The 19,306-nt window shown below is 70.6% G+C and carries 19 protein-coding genes; 8 read left to right on the top strand and 11 right to left on the bottom strand.

The window, feature by feature from the left end; translation table 11 throughout:
* Window positions 1-89: 89 nt before the first annotated feature.
* The 3 genes from OG780_RS00685 to OG780_RS00675 form a co-directional block, all read right to left on the bottom strand.
* Entirely contained in the window at window positions 90-1,322 is a 1,233-nt protein-coding gene (locus OG780_RS00685; protein ID WP_328457810.1) for a M20 metallopeptidase family protein, read from the bottom strand.
* A 317-nt stretch (window positions 1,323-1,639) separates the two neighbouring features.
* On the bottom strand, window positions 1,640-2,491 hold the full coding sequence (locus tag OG780_RS00680; protein ID WP_328443561.1) for an aldo/keto reductase: 852 nt from the start codon (window positions 2,489-2,491) through the stop codon (window positions 1,640-1,642).
* Between the two features lie 38 nt (window positions 2,492-2,529).
* The gene (locus tag OG780_RS00675) at window positions 2,530-3,558 is read right to left on the bottom strand and encodes an alcohol dehydrogenase catalytic domain-containing protein (protein ID WP_328443559.1); all 1,029 of its coding nucleotides are present in this window, start codon (window positions 3,556-3,558) and stop codon (window positions 2,530-2,532) included.
* A 440-nt stretch (window positions 3,559-3,998) separates the two neighbouring features.
* Between OG780_RS00675 and OG780_RS00670 the strand changes: the two genes are divergently transcribed.
* Entirely contained in the window at window positions 3,999-4,907 is a 909-nt protein-coding gene (locus OG780_RS00670) for a helix-turn-helix transcriptional regulator (protein ID WP_328443557.1), read from the top strand.
* A 39-nt stretch (window positions 4,908-4,946) separates the two neighbouring features.
* Here the strand turns inward: OG780_RS00670 and OG780_RS00665 are convergent, their stop codons facing one another.
* The 3 genes from OG780_RS00665 to OG780_RS00655 form a co-directional block, all read right to left on the bottom strand.
* Window positions 4,947-5,534 carry a DUF4383 domain-containing protein gene (locus OG780_RS00665; protein ID WP_328443555.1) on the bottom strand — a complete coding sequence of 196 codons (588 nt, stop codon included), beginning with the start codon at window positions 5,532-5,534 and terminating at the stop codon, window positions 4,947-4,949.
* A gap of 125 nt (window positions 5,535-5,659) precedes the next feature.
* Window positions 5,660-6,121, bottom strand: a complete 462-nt coding sequence (locus OG780_RS00660) for an SRPBCC family protein (protein ID WP_328443553.1) — start codon at window positions 6,119-6,121, stop codon at window positions 5,660-5,662.
* Between the two features lie 267 nt (window positions 6,122-6,388).
* On the bottom strand, window positions 6,389-7,603 hold the full coding sequence (locus tag OG780_RS00655) for an MFS transporter (protein ID WP_328443551.1): 1,215 nt from the start codon (window positions 7,601-7,603) through the stop codon (window positions 6,389-6,391).
* A 69-nt stretch (window positions 7,604-7,672) separates the two neighbouring features.
* Between OG780_RS00655 and OG780_RS00650 the strand changes: the two genes are divergently transcribed.
* Window positions 7,673-8,068 (top strand): MerR family transcriptional regulator, encoded by a 396-nt coding sequence (locus OG780_RS00650; RefSeq protein WP_328443549.1) that lies wholly within the window; start codon window positions 7,673-7,675, stop codon window positions 8,066-8,068.
* 156 nt (window positions 8,069-8,224) lie between these two features.
* On the opposite strand, the gene OG780_RS00645 is transcribed toward OG780_RS00650, so the two are convergent.
* Window positions 8,225-8,923, bottom strand: a complete 699-nt coding sequence (locus tag OG780_RS00645) for a GntR family transcriptional regulator (RefSeq protein ID WP_328443547.1) — start codon at window positions 8,921-8,923, stop codon at window positions 8,225-8,227.
* 155 nt (window positions 8,924-9,078) lie between these two features.
* Here OG780_RS00645 and OG780_RS00640 point away from each other — a divergent pair, with 155 nt between their 5' ends.
* Both OG780_RS00640 and OG780_RS00635 read left to right on the top strand, forming a co-directional pair.
* Window positions 9,079-9,612 carry a YbhB/YbcL family Raf kinase inhibitor-like protein gene (locus OG780_RS00640; RefSeq protein WP_328443545.1) on the top strand — a complete coding sequence of 178 codons (534 nt, stop codon included), beginning with the start codon at window positions 9,079-9,081 and terminating at the stop codon, window positions 9,610-9,612.
* Between the two features lie 8 nt (window positions 9,613-9,620).
* Window positions 9,621-10,313, top strand: coding sequence for a metal-dependent transcriptional regulator (locus OG780_RS00635; RefSeq protein ID WP_328443543.1), 693 nt, complete (start codon window positions 9,621-9,623; stop codon window positions 10,311-10,313).
* A gap of 261 nt (window positions 10,314-10,574) precedes the next feature.
* Here OG780_RS00635 and OG780_RS00630 read toward each other — a convergent pair whose 3' ends face one another.
* Together OG780_RS00630 and tnpA are read right to left on the bottom strand one after the other, a co-directional pair.
* The gene (locus OG780_RS00630) at window positions 10,575-11,699 is read right to left on the bottom strand and encodes an LLM class flavin-dependent oxidoreductase (RefSeq protein ID WP_328443541.1); all 1,125 of its coding nucleotides are present in this window, start codon (window positions 11,697-11,699) and stop codon (window positions 10,575-10,577) included.
* Between the two features lie 160 nt (window positions 11,700-11,859).
* Window positions 11,860-12,288, bottom strand: a complete 429-nt coding sequence (gene tnpA, locus OG780_RS00625) for an IS200/IS605 family transposase (protein ID WP_328457808.1) — start codon at window positions 12,286-12,288, stop codon at window positions 11,860-11,862.
* A gap of 22 nt (window positions 12,289-12,310) precedes the next feature.
* On the opposite strand from tnpA, the gene OG780_RS00620 reads away from it, so the two are divergent.
* Entirely contained in the window at window positions 12,311-13,558 is a 1,248-nt protein-coding gene (locus OG780_RS00620) for an RNA-guided endonuclease InsQ/TnpB family protein (protein ID WP_328443540.1), read from the top strand.
* Between the two features lie 13 nt (window positions 13,559-13,571).
* On the opposite strand, the gene OG780_RS00615 is transcribed toward OG780_RS00620, so the two are convergent.
* Window positions 13,572-14,297, bottom strand: coding sequence for a dienelactone hydrolase family protein (locus tag OG780_RS00615; protein ID WP_328443539.1), 726 nt, complete (start codon window positions 14,295-14,297; stop codon window positions 13,572-13,574).
* Window positions 14,298-14,776: 479 nt separating this feature from the next.
* On the opposite strand from OG780_RS00615, the gene OG780_RS00610 reads away from it, so the two are divergent.
* The 3 genes from OG780_RS00610 to OG780_RS00600 all read left to right on the top strand — a co-directional run bounded on the left by OG780_RS00610 (window position 14,777) and on the right by OG780_RS00600 (window position 17,398).
* Window positions 14,777-15,724 carry a M28 family metallopeptidase gene (locus OG780_RS00610; RefSeq protein WP_328443538.1) on the top strand — a complete coding sequence of 316 codons (948 nt, stop codon included), beginning with the start codon at window positions 14,777-14,779 and terminating at the stop codon, window positions 15,722-15,724.
* Window positions 15,725-16,010: 286 nt separating this feature from the next.
* Window positions 16,011-16,787: an endonuclease/exonuclease/phosphatase family protein gene (locus OG780_RS00605; RefSeq protein WP_328443537.1), complete on the top strand. Its 777-nt coding sequence runs from the start codon at window positions 16,011-16,013 to the stop codon at window positions 16,785-16,787.
* Between the two features lie 170 nt (window positions 16,788-16,957).
* Window positions 16,958-17,398: a DoxX family protein gene (locus OG780_RS00600; protein ID WP_328443536.1), complete on the top strand. Its 441-nt coding sequence runs from the start codon at window positions 16,958-16,960 to the stop codon at window positions 17,396-17,398.
* Window positions 17,399-17,543: 145 nt separating this feature from the next.
* Here the strand turns inward: OG780_RS00600 and OG780_RS00595 are convergent, their stop codons facing one another.
* Window positions 17,544-18,788 carry an RNA-guided endonuclease InsQ/TnpB family protein gene (locus tag OG780_RS00595; RefSeq protein ID WP_328443535.1) on the bottom strand — a complete coding sequence of 415 codons (1,245 nt, stop codon included), beginning with the start codon at window positions 18,786-18,788 and terminating at the stop codon, window positions 17,544-17,546.
* Window positions 18,789-19,306 lie beyond the last annotated feature (518 nt).

The following is a 19,306-nucleotide window of genomic DNA, read 5'->3' as shown; positions in this document are numbered from 1 at the left end:
AAGCCGGCGCCTGCAGACGGCTGAGCCCTCGGCAATCCGGGGGACGGGCGTAGGCGTGACGGCAATGCCGGCAGGGCAGCCGGCCCGCGCTAGCCGGGTCCGCCTGGCAGGCCCCGCGCTTCGTGGGTGCGCTTTGCGAGCCAGCCCGCCATCGCCCGCACGCCGACGCCGATGGCGCGCTCGTCCGGAAAGAAGTCCGGGTAGTGCGGATAGCTCGCTGTAATGGGTGTGCCAGGGGTATGGACACCGAGGAAGGTGTACGTACCGGGGAGCCGGTCCAGGAAGAGGGCGAAGTCCTCGCCGCTGAAGGGCGGGAAGGCGGCCCAGAGCTCGATGACCTTGTCCTGGCCGGCGGTGCGGCGCAGGTGGCGGGCGAGCAGGCGGGCGTCGCGTTCCGGGCAGACCATGGCCGGGAACGGCTCAGCGGGGAAGCGCACCCCGGCCCCCGCATAGGGCATGGCCGCTCGCCGAATGCTTTCGCGCACCTCCGCATATCGCTCCTGGGGCCAGCAGCGATAGGACACGCTCACCTTGGCCTCCTGCGCCGAGGCCCGGAGGGCTACGAACCGGGCCAGCGGCCCGTCGGGCATCTGGGCGGCAGCGATGATCCGCTCCAGGTCCGCCGGGGTCCGTGGCAGAGCCACGGTTGCGAGCGCGCCGATATCGACAGCCAGGCGCCGCGCGGCATCGAGTGCGTCCGGCCCGCAGAGGGTCACTTCCGCCTTGTCCTGGCCCGGCATCCCATAGCCCGGAGTCACGGCGAACCGGCCGACCGGGAACGGCCCGCAGTGCAGCGCATGGATTTCCTCGACGCCCTCGCGCTCCAGCACACCTGAGTCGATCAGCGCGCGGGCTCCGGACAGCGTCTCCTCGGCAGGCTGGAAGAGGAAAACCACCGTTCCGCTCAATTGCTGACGCAGCCGCGCCAGGACCCGCGCGACGCCGATACCCACCGTGGTGTGGACGTCGTGTCCGCAGAGATGGGCCGGCGCGGGACCTCCTCCGACGATGTCCTGGGGCGGAACCGCGTCCATGTCCGCCCGGTAGGCAACGGTCCGGCCCGCACGCGAGCCCCGCAGGACCCCGACGACTCCGTGGCCGCCCACTCCGGTGGCGACGTCCAGCCCCGCCGCCCGCAGCTCCCGGGCCACCACAGCGGCCGTGCGCTGTTCGTGCCCCGGTGCCTCAGGGTGCCGATGGAAGTCCCGCCGCAGCTGAATCAGCACGCGGTCCAGACGCGCCGCCTCGGCGGCCACCGCCGCCTGCTTCACCGGCCCTCTCCATCCACCCGCGACGGCCTTCCCCCTGCCTCCCCACACCATTCCCGCACCGGCTGCCGCTGTGCCGGCCAATAACGCGCGGCGCGCGAGAGCGTGCTCTACGGGACGATCCACTGCTGCCCCCTTTGACTCAAGTCGTCTTCTGGGACACACGATCGCCGCGCACCGATGCCATTGCCCATCCGGTGGGCCACCCCTTGGCGGTGGGGATAACCACACCGAGGGACATCGCCGCGATGAGGCCGATGCTCCTCGGACGATGCGCCCCCGCGCCCCCGCGCCCTTCGCGGAGTGATCCGGCAGCGGGCGGACGGCGGGGCGACAGCCCGCCGCCCCGCCCGCCCGGGAGCGAAAGCGGTTCAGGAGTCCAGGCGCCGCCCCGCGAGCCAGGTGACGATCTTCGGGTCGTGGTGGTCGAAGAACAGCGAGGCGCCGGTGTCGAGCGTGGCGATCCGTGCCATCTGCTCGTCGGTGAGCCGGAAGTCGAAGACGTCGAAGTTCTCCGCCATGCGCTCGGCGCGCACCGACTTGGGGATGGCGGCGACGCCGCGCTGGGTCAGCCAGCGCAGCACGACCTGCGCGGCCGACTTGCCGTACTCCTTGCCGATTCCGGTCAGCAGCGGGTTGGTGAACAGGTCGTTGCGGCCCTCGGCGAAACCGCCCCAGGACTGGATCTGCACCCCGTGCTCGCGCATCAGGTCCTGGTAGTCGGCGCGCTGGAAGAACGGGTGGGTCTCGACCTGGTTGACCGCGGGCACGATCTCGTTGTTGACGATCAGGTCGAGCAGCCGGTCGGGGTAGAAGTTGGCGACACCGATCGCCTTGGCGCCGCCCTCGCGATTCAGGGCTTCCATGGCCCGCCACTGGCCGTAGACGTCGCCGAAGGGCTGGTGCATCAGGTACAGGTCGAGGTGGTCGAGGCCCAGCCTGTTCAGCGACGTCTCGAACGCGCGGCGGGTGTTGTCCTCGGCCGGGGCGTCCTGGACCCACAGCTTGGTGGTGACGAACAGGTCCTGGCGGGCGATGCCACTGGACTTGACGGCACGGCCGACGGCTTCCTCGTTGCCGTAGGCGGCGGCGGTGTCCAGCAGGCGGTAGCCGGCCGCGAGGGCGTCGAAGACGGCGCGCTCGGTGTCCTCGGCGGGGATCTGGTAGACGCCGAAACCCAGGAGCGGCATCGTGACGCCGTTGTTCAAGGTCACGTCCTGCATGAGTGGTGTCCTTCGCGGTGCGGGGAGGGGAGTGGGGGTCAGGGGCGTACGAGGGCCTTGAGCACCCGGCGGTCGGCCATGGCCCGGTAGGCGTCCGGCGTCCGGTCGAGGCTGAAGGTCTGGTCGAAGACGCGGCCGGGGGTGATCGTGCCGTCCAGGACGTCGGGCAGCAGCTGCCCGATGTAGGCGCGGGCGGGGCTGGCACCGCCGGTCAGGGTGATGTTGCGCATGAACTCCACCGGTCCGATCGGCCCCTGCTCGTACTGCGGCACACCGAGACGGCTGATGGTGCCGCCGTCCAGGACCGCACCGAGCGCGGTGTCCAGGGCCTGACGGGTGCCGACGGCCTCGATCACCTTGTCCACGCCGCCGGTCAGCTCACGGATGCGGGCGATGCCCTCCTCGCCGCGCTCGGCGACGACGTCGGTGGCGCCGAAGTCGCGGCCCAGGCCGGTACGCGCCGTGTGGCGGCCGGCGAGCACGATCCGCTCGGCGCCGAGCCGCCTGGCGGCGATCACCGCGCACAGGCCGACCGCGCCGTCCCCGACGACCAGCACCGCATCACCGCGGCCGACACCGGCGGTGACCGCGCCGTGGTGGCCGGTGGTCATCACGTCCGACAGTGCCAGCAAAGAGGGCAGCAGCGCGGAGTCGGCGGCCACCGGCAGCCTCACCAGGGTGCCGTCCGCGTACGGGACGCGGACGGCTTCGCCCTGGCCCCCGTCGACGCCGTCGAAGCCGTACCGGCCGCCGTTGCGGCACGAGATGTGCAGGCCCTTGGCGCAGTAGTCGCAGGTGTTGTCGCTGTAGGTGAACGGGGCGACGACCAGGTCCCCCGCCTTCAGGCCGGTGACGTCCGCGCCGGTCTCCTCGACGACGCCGAGGAACTCGTGCCCCATGGGGCGTCCGGTGCCGGTGGCGGGCATCGACCGGTAGGGCCACAGGTCGCTGCCGCACACGCACGCGGCCACCGTGCGGACCACCGCGTCGCTGGGGTTCACGATCTTCGGGTCGGGCCGGTCCTCGACGCGGACGTCTCCGGCTCCGTACATCACTGCTGCGCGCATGAGGGGTGCTGCTCCAAACGGGGGTCGTGCCCAGGGGCGCGGACGGTCAGCGTCCGAACATCCGCGCCCGGGTCTCGGTGTGGTGGGTGTCGCCGGCGGCGGGCGGCAGGCCGCCGATCCGGCCGGGCTGCTCGCCGGTCGGTGTGATGGCGCCGGCGGAGGTGTTCTCCTCGACGCCGGGCCAGGCGCTTGGTGAACCTCCGGGTCACGCAGCTTGCTGTGGCCCATCTCGCCCTCTTCGCGTCGTGGCGTCGCCCGGCACCCCCACGCTCACCCGGCCCGGCAGGACCTGCCCCGCGGTGGCCGGCGCGAGGGGCCGGCGTCCTGCCCCTTCACCTTCGCCCCGATCACGCCGGTGTGGCAGGGCGGGCTCTTCGGGGGTAACGACAGGGCCCCCCTGCCGCCCGTACGGCGGGTACCGAGCGGGTGAGACTGGAGACATGGCATCCGAGAGCGCGCACAGCGAGGGCGCCGAGCTGGGCCGCTACCTGCGCGCCCGCCGCACCCAGACCAGCCCCGCACACGTCGGCCTCACCGTCGGCACCGGCATCCGCCGCACCCCCGGCCTGCGCCGCGAGGAACTGGCCACCCTCGCCGGCATCAGCATCGACTACTACGTACGCCTTGAGCGCGGCAAGGAGACCCGCCCCAGCCCCGCCGTCCTCGACTCCCTCGCCCGCGCCCTGCACATGGACGACCAGGAACACCAGCACCTGCGCGAGCTCGCCGCCCGGGCCGCCCGCTACGCCCCCGAACCCCCGCCCGCCCCCAGCCGCACCGTGCGCCCCCACCTCAAGCTGCTGCTCGAATCCCTGCGCCCCAACCCGGCCTACGTCATCAGCCGCAGCATGGACCTGCTCGCCTGGAACCCCGGCGGCCTCGCCCTCTACCCGGGCCTGGACGACTGGCCCGCCAAGCACCGCAACCTCGCCCGCTACCTGTTCCTGCACCCGGTGGCCCGCGGCCTCTTTCCCGACTGGGACCGGCAGATCACCGCCTGCGTCGCCCGCCTGCGCGCGATCGCCGGCACCGCCCCCGACGCCCCCGACCTGACCAACCTCGTCGGCGAACTCCTCCTCAAGAGCCCCGACTTCGCCGGCCTGTGGGAACGCTACGAGGTGACCGGACGCAAACCCGCCCACAAGACGTTCCGGCACCCCCAGGTCGGCACGCTCACCCTCACCTTCCAGTCCCTGCACGTGGAAGGCACCCCCGGCCAGCGCATCGGCGTCTACACCGCCGAACCCGGCAGCCCCGACCACGACGCCCTGCTCCTGCTCGACATGACCGCGCCGCAGCCGGCGGATCGCCTCGCACACTCCCCGGACACCACCGGCCGGCGACCGTAAGCCGTCACCCGCACACGACCCGCGCCCCCGCGGCATCTCTCAGCGGCTGTCTCGCGGGCCGGGAGACCCGGTCGGCCCCCGCAGGGCGGCGGTCCGGCGGGTACCGGCCGGCAGTGTTCCCGCGGGAGCCGGCTGCCTGCGCCGGGCGAGAGACTCCTCGGCGGCCTCGCGGGGGTGACGGCGCTGCCAGTACGGATTGTCGTGCGGCAGCTTGCTCGACACCCGCCCGTACATGCCGAACGTCAGGATCACCAGCCCCATGACGAAGCTGAAGACGACGTTCGTCATGCCGAAATCGAGGAGGTTGGCGGGCCGGTCGAGGATGAAGATGTGGACGAATCCGCTGAGCAGGAACAGGGTTCCCACCGTCATGTTGAGCGTGGAGGCGACGTTCCCGCCGATGACGCCGCCGGTGATCAGGGCCAGGCCGACCAGCACGGAGATCAGGCTGAGGGCGCCGTTGGTCGACATGCCCGCGATGCTCTGCCCGGCGGTGTCGAAGGGACTGAGCGCGTCGGCGAAGCCGAGAACGCCGAAGACGAGCAGGACCACGCCGCAGAAGGCGGCGCCCCATCGGTACACGGCGCCCAGTTGATGGTCGACGGGCAGTTCGTCCTGGAGCTTCATCGCTCGTCCCTTCGCATACCGGTACGGGCAGGGAGCCCGCGACAGCGGCCCCTTTTCCAACGTTTCACCCCCTTGTTCCACCGAAAGACGCCGGACGGTTGCACCCCCTGCCCGCAGTGACGGGATCAGCCCGTCGAGCCCCCGCCGGAGCCGAAGTGACTGCCCACCGCTTGCGGCATCCGGCGGGCCACCCCATCCCCCAGGCGCTCGAACTCCCCGCGCAGGAACGGAGAGGCCAGCCGGGCCAGGCCGTGGAAGTCGATACGCGCCCGATAGGTGAGAAGGGTGGCGCCGTTCTCCTCGCGGAAGGTCAGGTCGTCCGTGGAGGTGGCGGTGCGATTGCGTCCGACGAAGGTCAGGCGCAGGTCCTCGAGCCGAACCAGTCGGTAGCGGAGTTCGGTGCGCCGTCCGCGGAACGTCGAGACGTTGAGCCATTCGGCGCCCTTGGCGACGGGGGCGCCGGCTCTGGCCGGACGGCAGCTCACCGTGCCCGGGTCCCATTCCTGCGCGTGTGAGAAGTCGGCCAGGTAGGCCACCACGTCCGGCAGAGGGTGGTGCAGGGTGAGCGTGCGTTCGACTTCGACCATGGAACGTGCCTTTCACGGAGCCGCAGCGGCTGACGTCAGGAATGCGGGGGACCCACCCGGATTCCCGATGGGAACGCGGAGCGGATGCAGCGGATGGGTCGCGCGACGCAGCGGCGGGCTTTTCCGGGGGCGGTTGGACAGCGATACGCCGCTCGACGAAGGGGTGCGTCCGGCTTCATGCATCGTCAGCGCACCGCAGGCACCTCTGGGGGCGAACCTGACCGTCGGCACGGCGGCGCCCTCAACCGGCAGTGGCGCGTTCGCGTGTCACGGCGCGTCCCGCTCCGCCGGCGCGAAGGCGTGCTTTCGCGCGAGTGTGATCACGGTCAGGCTGAGGGCTCCGAGCCCTGCCGCGGCGACGGCGTCGGCGGTGACGCCGACCCGCTGCAGGAGCAGGCCGCCGATGACGCCGCCGAGTGCCATGGCCGCGTTCCACAAGGTCACGAGGATGGCCTGCGCGGTGTCGGCGACGGCCGGACCGCGCCGTATCCCGGCATGACCGGCCGCGGTCTGAAGGAGCGTGGGCGCGGCGCCCCATCCCAGCCCCCACACGACGGCCGCGACCCAGACGACGGCCTGCGCCGTGGTGGCGGCGAAGGCGGCCGTGGCGAGGGTGAACAGCGTCGCGGCGGTCAGCGCGAGCCCGCGAGGACGACGGTCGATGTGGCGGCCGGTGTACCAGATGCCGGCCAGGCAGGCGATGCCGAAGGCCAGCAGGATCGCGTCCGCCGCGGTGCCGAGGCCGGCATGCCACAGGTACGGCGCGATGTACGCGTAGATGACGGTGTGGCCGAGGACGAAGGTCACGACGACGACCATGACGGCACCGACCCCGGGGACCCGGAGCGTCTGCCGGGTGGTCGGCTTCGGCCTGTCGGCTGTGGTCGCCGCCTGGCTGATGGCGGGAACGCTGAACGTGATCCACCCGAGGACGGCGAGAGTGAGCACCGAGACGGCGGCGAAGGACACGCGCCATCCGATCTGCTGCCCGATCAGCGTCCCGGCGGGAACACCCAGCGACAGCGCCAGGGGGATCCCGGTCATCGCGATCGCGATGGCCCGCCCTTCCTGGCCGGGAGGCGCGATGCGCCGCGCGTATCCGGCGAGGAGTGCCCACGCGAGTCCGGCGGCGACGCCGGCGAGGAACCGTGAGAGGAGCAGGACCGCGTAGCCGGGCGCGGCGGCGGTGAGCGTGTTCGCGACCAGGAAGACGGCCATGGCGCCCAGCAGCAACGGCTTGCGCCGGATTCCCGCCGTGGCGGCGGCCAGCGGTATGGCGGTGAGGGCGGTACCGGTGGCGTACACGGTGACGCTCTGGCCCGCCGCACCGGAGCTGACGCCGAGAGCGGAGGACATCTGCGGGAGGACGCCCGCCGGGAGGGTCTCGGTCAGGCTGGTGATGAACACCGCGGTGCCCAGTGCCAGCAGCGCGGACCAGGGCAGGACATCACGTCTTGTCGCGGAGACTGTTGTGGTCGTCATGCACCGATCGTGAAACCCTCACACTCATGTGATGGTCAAGCCCGGACCCGGGCGGCTAGTCTCCGGCGTGTGCGGATCGGTGAACTGTCCCGTGTGACGGGGGTGTCCCGGCGCCTGCTGCGCTATTACGAGGAGCAGGGCCTGATCGTGCCGGACCGGTCGACCAACGGATACCGTGACTACGACGAGCGGTACGCGGACCGGGTGAAGCAGATACGCGGGCTGCTGGCCGCAGGATTGTCGACCCGGCTCATCAAGCAGATCCTGCCGTGCCTGGACAAGCCCAGATCCATCCACTTCCCGGACGCGACCCCGGAGATGCTGGCGCTGCTGACCTCGGAGCGGGACAAGCTCACCGACCGGATCGAGGTGCTCACCCGCAACCGGAACGCGATGACCGAGTACCTGGCCGAGGTGGAACGCCACCGCGCCCCGGCCGCACCCGGTCAGATGGGCAGCGCCTGATCAGCTGCGCGGCGCCTGATCAACCGTGCTGTGCCTGAAAGAGTGCTTTGTCCTGGCGATGGTGTTTGGTTCGAAGTCAGGTGTCGCGCCGGTTCGGGGTGGATTCACGGGCGAGGCGTCTGCTTATGACGTCGGTCATCGCGAGGCGCATCAGGCTCACTTCGCGGGTTCGCGGAGGGTGCGGCCGGTCAGTCCAGCCGCGGTCTGGGTGAGGTGCCGGGTCAGTACCTCGGCCGCGGTGTCGGCGTCGCGGGCCAGCGCCGCCTCCTCCAGCCGGCGGTGCTCGCCGGCGTGGTCCCGGTCGGGGACGCGGTGCGCCGACCAGCGGCGAGCCAGTTCGCTGGCGGTCCACGTCCGGTCGAAGGTCTCCAGCAGGACGGGGTTGCCGCAGCCCTCCAGCAGGGTGCGGTGGAAGACCCGGTGGGCTTCGGACCATGCGCCGCTGTAGTACTCGCCCTCCTCCGGCTCGTACGCCGGGGTGCGGGCCAGGCGGTGGTGGGCGGCTCGTACGCGGGACTCCCAGTCGACGTCGCCGCGCTCGATGGACATGCGCAGCACCACCGGTTCGATGGTCCGGCGGGCCTCCGCGATCTCCTGCCAGCGGCGGTCGGAGCAGTCCGGGACGGCGAAGCCGCGGTTGGGCAGCCGGTCGGCGAGGCCCTCGCCGACCAGTCGCACGAGCGCCTCGCGCACGACGGCCAGGCTCACGCCCTGTTCCTTGGCGAGGTCCTGCGGTTTGAGGGCGTCACGGGGGGCGTAGGCGCCGCGCATGATCGCGTCCCGCAGGTGTGCGTAGACCTGCTCGGAGAGCATCTGCTTCCCCGGTGAGGTCGAGGTGTGGGCCGTCTGAGTCATGCCTCCAGCATAGATGATCCAGTGAATAATCGATTATTAGTGTTATGGTCGATCCAGCGGCCGGTGAAAGGCGGTGGCGGTGCCTCTACACGACGCCGTGGGCCCCGCCGGCCGCATCACCGCCACCCACGGCACGGCCTGAAAGGAACGACGCGATGAGCGCCAACGACCCCTTCGCCCGCCTCCCCGAGGCGGCCTCCTTCACCGTCACCAGCACCACCGTCACCGACGGCGCCGCATGGTCACCCGAGCAGCACTCCTCCGGCGTCCCCGGCGGGAAGGACGTCTCCCCCCAACTGTCCTGGAGCGGCGCCCCGGAAGGCACCAAGAGCTACGCCGTCACCGTCTACGACCCCGACGCCCCCACCGGGTCAGGGTTCTGGCACTGGGCGGTCGCCGACGTCCCCGCCACCGTCACCGAGCTGCCCGAGGGCGCCGGCGACGACGCCGGCTCGGGCCTGCCCGAGGGCGCCTTCCAACTGCCCAACGACGCCCGTGCGGCCCGCTTCATCGGCGCCGCCCCGCCGGCCGGGCACGGCCCGCACCGCTACTTCACCGTGGTGCACGCCCTCGACGTAGCCTCCATCGGCGTCCCGGCCGAGACCACCCCCGCCGTCCTCGGCTTCACCATGGCCGGCCACATCCTCGGCCGCGCGGTCCTGACCGCCACTGCCGAAACCCCCGCCTGACGAACAGCATGTCCCCACTCATCGACACCACTCAGATGTATCTCCGCACGATCCTGGAGCTCGAGGAAGAAAGTGTGGTCCCCCTGCGCGCCCGCATCGCCGAGCGCCTGGACCAGAGCGGCCCCACCGTCAGCCAGACCGTCGCCCGCATGGAGCGCAAGGGTCTGCTGCACGTCGCCGACGACCGGCACCTGGAGCTGACCGGGGAGGGCCGGCGGATCGCCACGCGCGTGATGCGCAAGCACCGGCTCGCGGAGTGCCTGCTCGTCGACATGATCGGGCTGGAGTGGGAGCGGGCCCACGCCGAAGCCTGTCGCTGGGAGCACGTGATGAGCGAGGCCGTCGAACGCCGCGTCTTTGAGCTGCTGCGGCACCCGACCAAGTCGCCCTACGGCAACCCGATCCCGGGCCTGGAGGAACTCGGCGGGAAGAGCACCGTGGATCCGTTCCCCGGCGAGAGCATGGTCAGCCTCAGCGACCTTGAGCCCGGTCCGAACGGCACGAGCGCGACCGTACGGTGCATCAGGGAGCTGATCCAGACCAACCCTCGGCTGATGTACACCCTGCGGCACGCCGGGGTGCAGCCCGGCGTGGTCGTGAGCGTGACGTCCTCGCCCGGCGGCGTGATGGTCGGCAGCGACGGGGAGACTGCGGAACTCCCCACGCAGGCCGCCGCGCATGTCTTCGTGGCCAAGCGCTGAGCCCAGCCGGGCGCCGGCCAGGCCGTAAGGCCCTTGCGCGCAAGCGGACGGCCCTCGACCACGATCGTGGTCCAGGGCCGTCCACCTGATTCAGCGGAACGCGTGCACGAGCCTGCTCCGCACGTGACGGCTGGCCAGTTCTCCCAGGACTGCCGGGACCTCGTCGGGGGCGAGAGCGTTCTGGACAGCAAATGCACTCACAAGCAGGACCCGTGATCACTCGACGCACCGGGTTGGAAAGCACCCACTGAGGCAGGTTCCTCACCGGACGAGCTCCCGGACGATCCTGTCGCCGTCGTCCGAGAGCACCGCGGGGCGCAGCCGGACCCCGCGCAGGCCGAACTGTTCGCGCCAGCGGGCGAGTTCCCGGCCGAGGTGGTCCGTGGTTCCGACGAACACGTGCGTGTCCGGTGCCCAGGCGAAACCGGCGGCTTCGTCCAGCCGGGCCAGCCTGGCCTTCGCGTGCTCGTCGGTGTCGCCCAGGACCACCGCCACGTCCGCGTACACCTCGGTTTCGCCGGCGTCCGGCGTCAGCCTCTCGATCTCCCGGAACGCCGTCAGGAGCGAGGAGACAGGGTGCTCCTGAGAGGGAGTCACGAAGACCCGGTCCGCGACGGCGGCGGCGAGCCGGTACGGCTCCAGGGCATGGTGGGCGAGCACCGCGACCTTCGGGGTGCTCAGCGCCGGGACGGTCAGCGGGCCGGCCGCCGGGTACCTTTCCGTCCCGGTGAGCCGCAGCGGGGCGACCATGTCCCGGTGCAGGAACGTGTCCCCGGAGCCCAGGCTCTCGGCGGGAAACGTCCGCCACAGCTCGCGCACCGTTCGCACGTAGTCCTCGGCGTCACGAAACAGATCCCGGAGCCGGCGCGCGATGCGGGTCGGGACGTACACGTCCTCGGGCCGCAGCCGGGGCGTCGCCGAGCCCCCGACCACCGCGGCATCGCGCGCGTCGGCGGAGACCTGCGGCCGCCACGTCACCCGGCCCGGCCCGATGGCCGCCAAGGACGCCATCTGGGCGGCGACGTGGAACGGGTTGGTGTGCGTCACGTTGCGCGAGACCACCACCTCGCCGATGTCCGTCGTCGCCAGCAGGAGTGCCGCGGTGACGACGGGATCGAGTCTGCCGCGCACCCGGTCACGGGCCTGGTCGGCGGTGCCGAACCGGTCGGTCTGCAGGCTCAGGCCGTCCTCGAGCGTGACGAAGTCGATGCCGCCCGACGCGGCCGCGCGCCCCCAGTCCGTCCAGTAGCCGCCGCTGAAGACCTCTTCGGCATCCGTCACCGACGAGAGAAGCCACGAGGCGGGGTGCCAGCCCGTGCCCTCCAGGGCCAGGCCGAGCCGAAACGATCCGGGGCCCGTCGAGTCCCTGTCCAAGTCCCTCTCCATGACTCGATTGCACAACCATCACACCGATGCGAAGGTCAACCCTCGACACCTGCTGACCCGCACCACCGCGGCTGACGATCGTGGGATGTTCCACCTCGTTTCCTTGCAGAGTGCCCCAGCCTTCAGGCCGGGGGTGAATCGCCTCACGGCGGCGGGTCGGTCAGTCCGGTCGCTTCTGCTGCGCGATGTAGTCCTTGACCACTTGCAGCGGGGCTCCACCGCATGAGCCGGCGAAGTATGAGGGCGACCAGAAACGGCCGTGCATGACGGCGCGGTTCACCCGCCCCGTGTACTCGGCGCGCAGCCGCCGGGAGCTGACGCCCTTGAGGGAGTTCACCAGGCCGGACAGAGCGACCTTCGGCGGATAGTGCACGAGCAGGTGTACGTGGTCGGTTTCGCCGTTGAACTCCTTCAGTTCCGCGCCGAAGTCCTCGCAGACTTTACGCATGGCTTCCTCGCAGGTGCGGAGCATTGCGTCGTCCATGACCTTCCGCCGGTATCTGGTGACGAACACCAAATGGGCGTGCAGGTTGTAGACGACTGTTCGACCCCGGCGGATATCAGGATCAGGTTCCCATCGCGGTGACATAGACCAACGGTAGGGTTCGGTCATGCAGCTCCGGTACAACTTCCGCATCAGCCCGACGCCAGGTCAGCGCACCGCGCTGGCCCAGGCGTTCGGCTGTGTGCGGGTGGTGTACAACGACGCCCTGCGAATCCGCGAGGACGCCCGCAAGGCCGGACTACCGTTCGTGACCTCGGCCGAACTGTCCAAGCGGCTCACCGCCTCGAAGAAGACCGAGCCCCGGGCCTGGCTCGGCGAGGTGTCCTCGGTGGTCCTCCAGCAGTCCCTCCGGGACCTGGATATCGCGTACAAGAACTTCTTCGACGGCCTCAAGGGCAAGCGCCCTCGCATGGGCGCACCCCGCTTCAAGTCCAGGCGCGACAACCGGCAGACGATCCGCTTCACCGCCAACGCCGGCTGGAAGATCACACCAGGTGGCCGTCTGCGCCTGCCCAAGATCGGCGACATCCCGGTCACATGGTCCCGGTCTCTGCCCTCCACGCCGTCCACGGTGACCGTGACCAAGGACGCGGCGGGCCGGTACTTCGCGAGCTTCGTCGTGGAGACCGACCCGGCCGCCGACCTGGACCGCATGCCGACGACCGCCGACGAGGTGGGCATCGACCTCGGCCTCACCCACTTCGCGGTCCTCTCCGACGGCCGGAAGGTGAGCGCGCCGAAGTTCTTCCGCCGCGCCGAGCGCAAGCTGAGGAAGGCGCAGCAGAACCTCGCCCGCAAAACGAAGGGCTCGAACAACCGCAGGAAAGCCGTCGTCAAGATCGCCCGCGCTCACGCGCACGCGGCGAACGCACGCAGGGACTTCCACCACAAGCTGTCCACGACGATCGTCCGCGAGAACCAAGCGGTGTACGTCGAGGACCTCGCGGTGAAGGGTCTCGCCCGCACGCGCCTGGCCAAGTCGGTGCACGACGCCGGATGGTCGGCGTTCGTGAGCATGCTGGAGTACAAGACGGCACGGTACGGGCGGGTCTTCGCCCGCGTGGACCGGTTCTTCCCGTCCTCCCGGCTCTGCTCCGCCTGCGGCTTCAAGGACGGCCCCAAGCCGCTGAACGTCCGCGAGTGGACGTGCCAGGGCTGCGGGACCGTCCACGACCGCGACGTGAACGCCGCGATCAACATCAAGACCGAAGGACGCAAGGTCGCCGCCGGACAGGCGGAGACCGTAAACGGCCGTGGAGCGCAGGTAAGCCCGGGATCCGTCCCGGCACCGCGCGATGAAGCAGCAACCCGCCGAGACGGTCAGCCGACCGCAGTAGGAATCCTGGCCCTTTAGGACCGGGAGGATGTCAATTCAGGTGCCGGTCCAGGAACCGGCACCCGTCCTCCAGCTCGAACCACGGGGTGCCGGTGTGCCCGCCCAGATTGGCGTGCAGCGTCTTCTCCTTGCTGCCGAAGGCGTCGAACAGGTCCAGGGCCCGCTGCCGGGGATTGCCCTGGTCGTCCCACTGCAGCAGGAACAGCAGCGGAATGGTGACCTGCCGGGCCTCCTCGCGCTGGGCGCGGGGCACGTACCCCCCGGCGAAGAAGCCCGCGGCCGCGATGCGCGGCTCGGCCACCGCGAGGCGGATCCCGAGGGCGGTCCACCCCCCGGAGTAGCCGACCGGGCCGCCGATCTCGGGCAGCTCAAGAAGGGCGTCCAGAGTGGTCCGCCATTCCGGGACCGCGTTTTCGACCAGCGGGCCGATGAAGGACTCGAAGATCTCGTCGACCGGCTCGCCGGCCTGCATCGCCCGCCGGAGGTCGGCACGGGCCTGCTCGGCGGCGGCGGAACGGGGACGGTCACCGCACCCGACGGCGTCGATGGTGGCCACCGCGTAGCCGCGCGCCGCGGTGTACCGGGCCCGGGCCACCAGCCGGGGTTCCGCCTTGGGCAGGCCGTTGTTGTGGGCCATCAGGACCAGCGGGGCCGGAACGGCGGACTCAGGTGTCCACAGGGTGCCGGGGATGTCGCCGAGGGTGAATTCGCGCTCGAGGACGCCGTCGTCGAGGCGCTGTTCGGAAATGAAGTGCACGGTCGTGCCTTTCGGGAGGGCTCAAAGCGGCGCTCCCGGACGACCTATCGCCCGACCGTGGCCCCGGAGGGGAGCACCCATGTCGATACTGCGTTCACGGGTACCACCTCCTCGTTCTCTCGCACGGCCTCCCGGAGAGTAGCAACGGTCGCCGTGGTTCGCCAACGGGATTTTGTCGAGGCTCCGTGGCCGGATGCCGTCGCCGCGCGGACACGACAAGCACGGCGGGTCCGGGCAAAGGGGCCAGGGCCGGTCCGCCGGCTGCCGGCGCCGGGCGGCGGCCCCGTACTCGCGGCGGACGGAACCGGCACCCGGGGGAGTATCCGGTATGCGAACGCACGTGACCGAATACCACTCTTGACGGTGAGTCAGTCCCACCTTCACCATCCAGGCACCCCATTCACCGTGGAATCCCCGGACACCTCACGCACCCCTCGTGAGAACTCCGCCGGGATTTCCTGGAATTCGGAGCCCCCCACATGAAGCTCTCCATTCCTGGGCGTGCCTCGGCGACCGCTGTCGTCTCGGCCGCCGTGCTGCTCACCGGCGGTTCCATAGCCGGGGCGGCCCCCGCCCCCACGGCAGCGGCCGCCGCGCCCGACCTCCCCGTGGCCAACGTCAAGGCCCACCTCACCCAGCTCCAGTCCATCGCCACCGCCAACGGCGGCAACCGCGCGCACGGCCGCACCGGCTACAAGGCCTCCCTCGACTACGTCAAGGCCAAGCTGGACGCGGCTGGGTTCACCACGACCGTCCAGCAGTTCACCTCCAGCGGCAGCACCGGCTACAACCTGATCGCCGACTGGCCCGGCGGCGACACCGGCAAGGTCGTCATGGCCGGCTCCCACCTGGACAGCGTGACCGCGGGCCCCGGCATCAACGACAACGGCTCCGGTTCGGCGGCCGTGCTGGAGACGGCACTCGCCGTGGCCCGGGCCGGCTACCAGCCCACCAAGCACCTCCGGTTCGCCTGGTGGGGCGCGGAGGAACTGGGCATGGTGGGTTCGCGCTACTACGTCAACAGCCTCACCACCGCGAACCGTTCGAAGATCAGCGGCTACCTGAACTTCGACATGATCGGCTCGCCGAACCCGGGCTACTTCGTCTACGACGACGACGCGACCATCGAGAAGACCTTCAAGACGTACTTCACCGGGATCGGCGTCGCCACGGAGATCGAGACCGAGGGCGACGGACGCTCGGACCACGCGCCCTTCAAGAACGCGGGCATCCCTGTCGGCGGCCTGTTCAGCGGCGCCGACTACATCAAGACCTCCGCCCAGGCCGCCAAGTGGGGCGGCACCGCGGGCAAGGCCTTCGACGCCTGCTACCACTCCTCGTGCGACAAGTCGTCGAACATCAACGACACGGCGCTGGACCGGAACGCGGACGCGCTCGCGTACGCGGTGTGGGGGCTGTCGGCCTAGACCCGCTGTGACCGCAGGTCATCCGTGCGGGGGCCGACGGCCCCCGCACGGATGACCTGCGAGCGTTGTCCCGCGAGCGCGGGCAGAGGCCGCCGGCCCCTGCCCGCGCTCTGCCGGCTCGCGCGGCAGTGCCCAGCCACGGCCCCGGACTTCGGCGGGCACGGGTGACGGGCGACAGTACGATCAACGCCGCGGCCCCCCGCACGGGCATGAGCCGCTCCCCGCACGGCGGTGCGGCTCCCCGCACAGCCCGACAGGCGGCCACCGGACGGAAGGCGACAAGTTCGTGAAGGCCCTGCGACTGCTGACCATGAACACCCTCTTCACCGGCGATGTCCCGGCCCGGCTGCGCGCCCTCGGCGCGGCACTCGACCGTTCCGACTACGACATCGTCTGCCTGCAGGAGGTCATGTTCCGCCGCAACGCCCGGCTGATCCGCCGTGCCGCTCCCGCGTACCGGCACGTCGCCTGCTCGGGCACGGTCCTGCTCAAGGGTGGCCTGGTGCTGCTGTCCCGGTGGCCGATCAGCCGATGGCGGTTCGTGCCGTACCCGATGACGGGCCCGGTGCGCGGCGAATTCTTCATGCGCAAGGGCGCCCTGCTGGCGTCCGTCACCACCCCGGACGGCGAACTGGTGGTCGTGAACACCCACCTGTCGGCCAACCGCGACGACGACTGGTCCCCCGCGAACCGCTACACGCGGATCGCGGCTGCCGAACTGGCCCGGCTCACCGAGCTGATCGCGACCGTCGGCCCGTCCCTGCCCGTCGCCGTGGTCGGTGACCTGAACGTCCCGCGCGACGCGGCGCCACTCGCCGACTTCGTCGCCGCAGCGGGGCTGCGCGACATCCTCGCCGGCGACACGCGTCCGACCTATCGGCCCACACCTCGATGGCCGTCGCCGCCGGCCCTGGACCACGTACTGGTCCGCGCCGCGGCCGGGGAGACACTGACCGGCGACGCCGACCTCGTGTTCCAGGACAAGGCGACACTGGCCGACGGCCGCCAGGCCTACCTGTCCGACCACTACGGCGTGCGGGCACAGCTGATCCGCTCGAAGTGACATGGGGGCGGAAAACGGCAGGACGCCGCACTGAACCGACGATCCCGCGCGCACGTAGAGAAAACACGTAGAGGAAAACACGTAGAGGAAAAAGGGGACGGGTTCTCGCACAAGCCCGGCCCCTCATGCCACCCGGGTACGCACCCGACCGATCCAAGGAGTACGCACCCATGAGCGCCCCACGCCTGAGCGACCGGCTGTCGAGCCACCAGCCTCTCGTCCTCGGTCTGTTCCGTATCGTCCTCGGCCTGCTCTTCGCCAGCGAGGGCGCTGCCACGCTCTTCGGGATACTGGGGCGGGAAAGCAGCCCCGTGGGCGATTGGCCGTTCTGGTACGCCGGGGTCATCGAACTGCTCTGCGGTGTTCTCGTACTCCTGGGAGCCGCGACGCGCAGCGCCGCGTTCCTCAGCTCGGGGGCCATGGCCTTCGCCTACTTCACCGAGCACCAGAAGGACGGCCTCTTCCCCCTGCAGAACGGCGGCCTGTCGCCCGTGCTGTTCTGCTGGGCGTTCCTGCTCCTGGTCTTCTTCGGACCCGGCGCCCTGTCCCTGTCCGCTCTGGCCCAGCGCAAGGGAACCGTCCGGGACACAGCCGGCCTCGACGCGGTCTGAGCGGCCCGGCGGGCCGGTGACGGAAAGCGGCCCTCGCACCGATCGCGGGGGGCACCGGCCTTCGCCGCGAGAAGGTCGCCCTGCTCGCGGGCATGAGCTTGGACGAAGGGCGGCTGCTCGTCCTCAGGTTGACATCCTCCCCCTCTTAAAAGAGGGGGATTCCAACCCGGCTGGGTTGGGGTTCACGGACGCTCGACCGCTGTTCGGGCGGTGTCGTCCCTCCGGCACCGGCTGAGCGCCGGGGGCGGGGGATCCCGCCCTGTCCTGCCGCGACGTTGACTGCTGCGTTGGTGTCGGCGTTGCAGGTGAAGCCGCAGGAGGAGCAGACGAACTCGGCTTGGCTCTTGCGCGAGTTCTTGTCGATCCAACCGCAGGCACTGCAGCGCAGACTGGTGTAGGGGGCGGGGACGTCTTCGACCCGGCCGGGTGCCTTGTGCCCGGTGCGCTGTCGGAGCAGGCCCCAGCCCTGGGCCAGGATCGCCCGGTTCAGGCCGGCCTTCTGCCTGACCTGCTTGCCGGGCTGCTCGGCGGTTCCCCTGGCCGAGCGGGTCATGTTCTTGATGTTCAGCTTCTCGAACCGCACCAGGCCATAGGTGCGGGCCAGCATCGTGCTGGTCTTCTCGCACCAGTCCTTGCGCCGGTCGGCTTCACGCGCTTTGAGCCTGGCCGCCTTGGCGTACTCGGCACTCTTGTGCTCGCTTGCCTTCGGGGCGCGAGCGGCACGCCGCTGGTGTTTACGGACCTGCGCACGTTCCTTCACCGTGAGCTGCGGACAGTTCAGCTTCCGCCCATCGGAGAGGGCGGCGGTGATGTTCACGCCCCGGTCGATACCGATGACCTCGCCCGTGCCGGGCGCTTCGACCGGTGCGGGGATGACCGCGAAGGCGATGTGCCACCGGCCGTTGCGCAAGGTGACGCGGAACGTCTTCGCGGCGGGCAGTGCGGTCCGGGTGAGGCGGAAGCGGACCCAGCCGCAGCCGGGCACCTTGACCCGAGCCCACCGGCGGTTCAGTTTCTGTACGACGACCGAGCGGGCCATGACCTGCTTGCCGGTCTTCGCGTTCAGCTTCGGTGAACCGTCCGCCTCGAACTCCGGGACGCGGTCGGTGCCGATGACCCGGAAGCCCTCGTGCACGAACTTCTTGCGCCAGGTCGGCTCACCGAACCCGGACGTAAAGCGGGCGTTCCTGGCCTGGGCGAAGTCCTTCAGGGCCTGCTGCTGAACGTCCGCGTTCCCGGCCGCCAGCCACTCATTGTCGCGCCGGGCCTCGGTGAGTTGTCGGCACTGCTCGGCAAAACCGGGCGCGGCTCTGCGCCACCTGCGCCAGTGCGCATGCTGTTCGACCGCCAGGTTCCACACGTACCGGGCATGCGCACAGTGCAGCAACATCTGCCGCTCCTGCGCGCACGTGGGGTACATACGGAACTTCACTATGCCGCCACGGTAATAGCGTAATAACGCGATAACAGCGGAATGCTCACATTCACGCCTCGCATCCCTAAAGAACTCCACGCCCGGCTCACCGCTCAGCTCAACCGGTCGCCGACCGGCGGCCCCTCGACGCCGAGATCCCGCACCCGCTCGAGATCGCCCTCGACACCGTCAAAGCGACGAGGAATCGCCCTGACGGCGATTCCTCTGCCCCTGCCCTGCTCCGCAGGGGCTCGCATTCACCCCCGGCCTGAAGGCCGGGGCACCCTGCAAGGAAACGAGGTGGCAGACGATGTCACCGCAACGGCGTTGTCCCGACGTGCTGATGCTGTCGCGTGCCACGGGCCGCGAAGGTGGGGCAGGCGTGTTCCCCGGACGCTGCTGCAAGCCGACGGCGCCGACCCTCACGCGAACTCGGCCTGTTCGGCGGGCGTCACCAGGGCTGCCGGGTCGACATGCGGGAGGTTCGGCTCCAA

This window comes from Streptomyces sp. NBC_00386 (assembly GCF_036063235.1).
In the GTDB taxonomy this organism is placed as follows: domain Bacteria; phylum Actinomycetota; class Actinomycetes; order Streptomycetales; family Streptomycetaceae; genus Streptomyces.
This window is presented reverse-complemented; position numbering and strand designations above follow the sequence as displayed.

Coding starts and splice junctions, on each gene's coding strand:
- OG780_RS00685 (WP_328457810.1), bottom strand. CDS start 1,322: ATGGTGTGGGGAGGCAGGGGGAAGGCCGTCGCGGGTGGATGGAGAGGG.
- OG780_RS00680 (WP_328443561.1), bottom strand. CDS start 2,491: ATGCAGGACGTGACCTTGAACAACGGCGTCACGATGCCGCTCCTGGGT.
- OG780_RS00675 (WP_328443559.1), bottom strand. CDS start 3,558: ATGCGCGCAGCAGTGATGTACGGAGCCGGAGACGTCCGCGTCGAGGAC.
- OG780_RS00670 (WP_328443557.1), top strand. CDS start 3,999: ATGGCATCCGAGAGCGCGCACAGCGAGGGCGCCGAGCTGGGCCGCTAC.
- OG780_RS00665 (WP_328443555.1), bottom strand. CDS start 5,534: ATGAAGCTCCAGGACGAACTGCCCGTCGACCATCAACTGGGCGCCGTG.
- OG780_RS00660 (WP_328443553.1), bottom strand. CDS start 6,121: ATGGTCGAAGTCGAACGCACGCTCACCCTGCACCACCCTCTGCCGGAC.
- OG780_RS00655 (WP_328443551.1), bottom strand. CDS start 7,603: ATGACGACCACAACAGTCTCCGCGACAAGACGTGATGTCCTGCCCTGG.
- OG780_RS00645 (WP_328443547.1), bottom strand. CDS start 8,923: ATGACTCAGACGGCCCACACCTCGACCTCACCGGGGAAGCAGATGCTC.
- OG780_RS00640 (WP_328443545.1), top strand. CDS start 9,079: ATGAGCGCCAACGACCCCTTCGCCCGCCTCCCCGAGGCGGCCTCCTTC.
- OG780_RS00635 (WP_328443543.1), top strand. CDS start 9,621: ATGTCCCCACTCATCGACACCACTCAGATGTATCTCCGCACGATCCTG.
- OG780_RS00630 (WP_328443541.1), bottom strand. CDS start 11,699: ATGGAGAGGGACTTGGACAGGGACTCGACGGGCCCCGGATCGTTTCGG.
- tnpA (WP_328457808.1), bottom strand. CDS start 12,288: ATGTCACCGCGATGGGAACCTGATCCTGATATCCGCCGGGGTCGAACA.
- OG780_RS00620 (WP_328443540.1), top strand. CDS start 12,311: ATGCAGCTCCGGTACAACTTCCGCATCAGCCCGACGCCAGGTCAGCGC.
- OG780_RS00610 (WP_328443538.1), top strand. CDS start 14,777: ATGAAGCTCTCCATTCCTGGGCGTGCCTCGGCGACCGCTGTCGTCTCG.
- OG780_RS00600 (WP_328443536.1), top strand. CDS start 16,958: ATGAGCGCCCCACGCCTGAGCGACCGGCTGTCGAGCCACCAGCCTCTC.
- OG780_RS00595 (WP_328443535.1), bottom strand. CDS start 18,788: ATGTTGCTGCACTGTGCGCATGCCCGGTACGTGTGGAACCTGGCGGTC.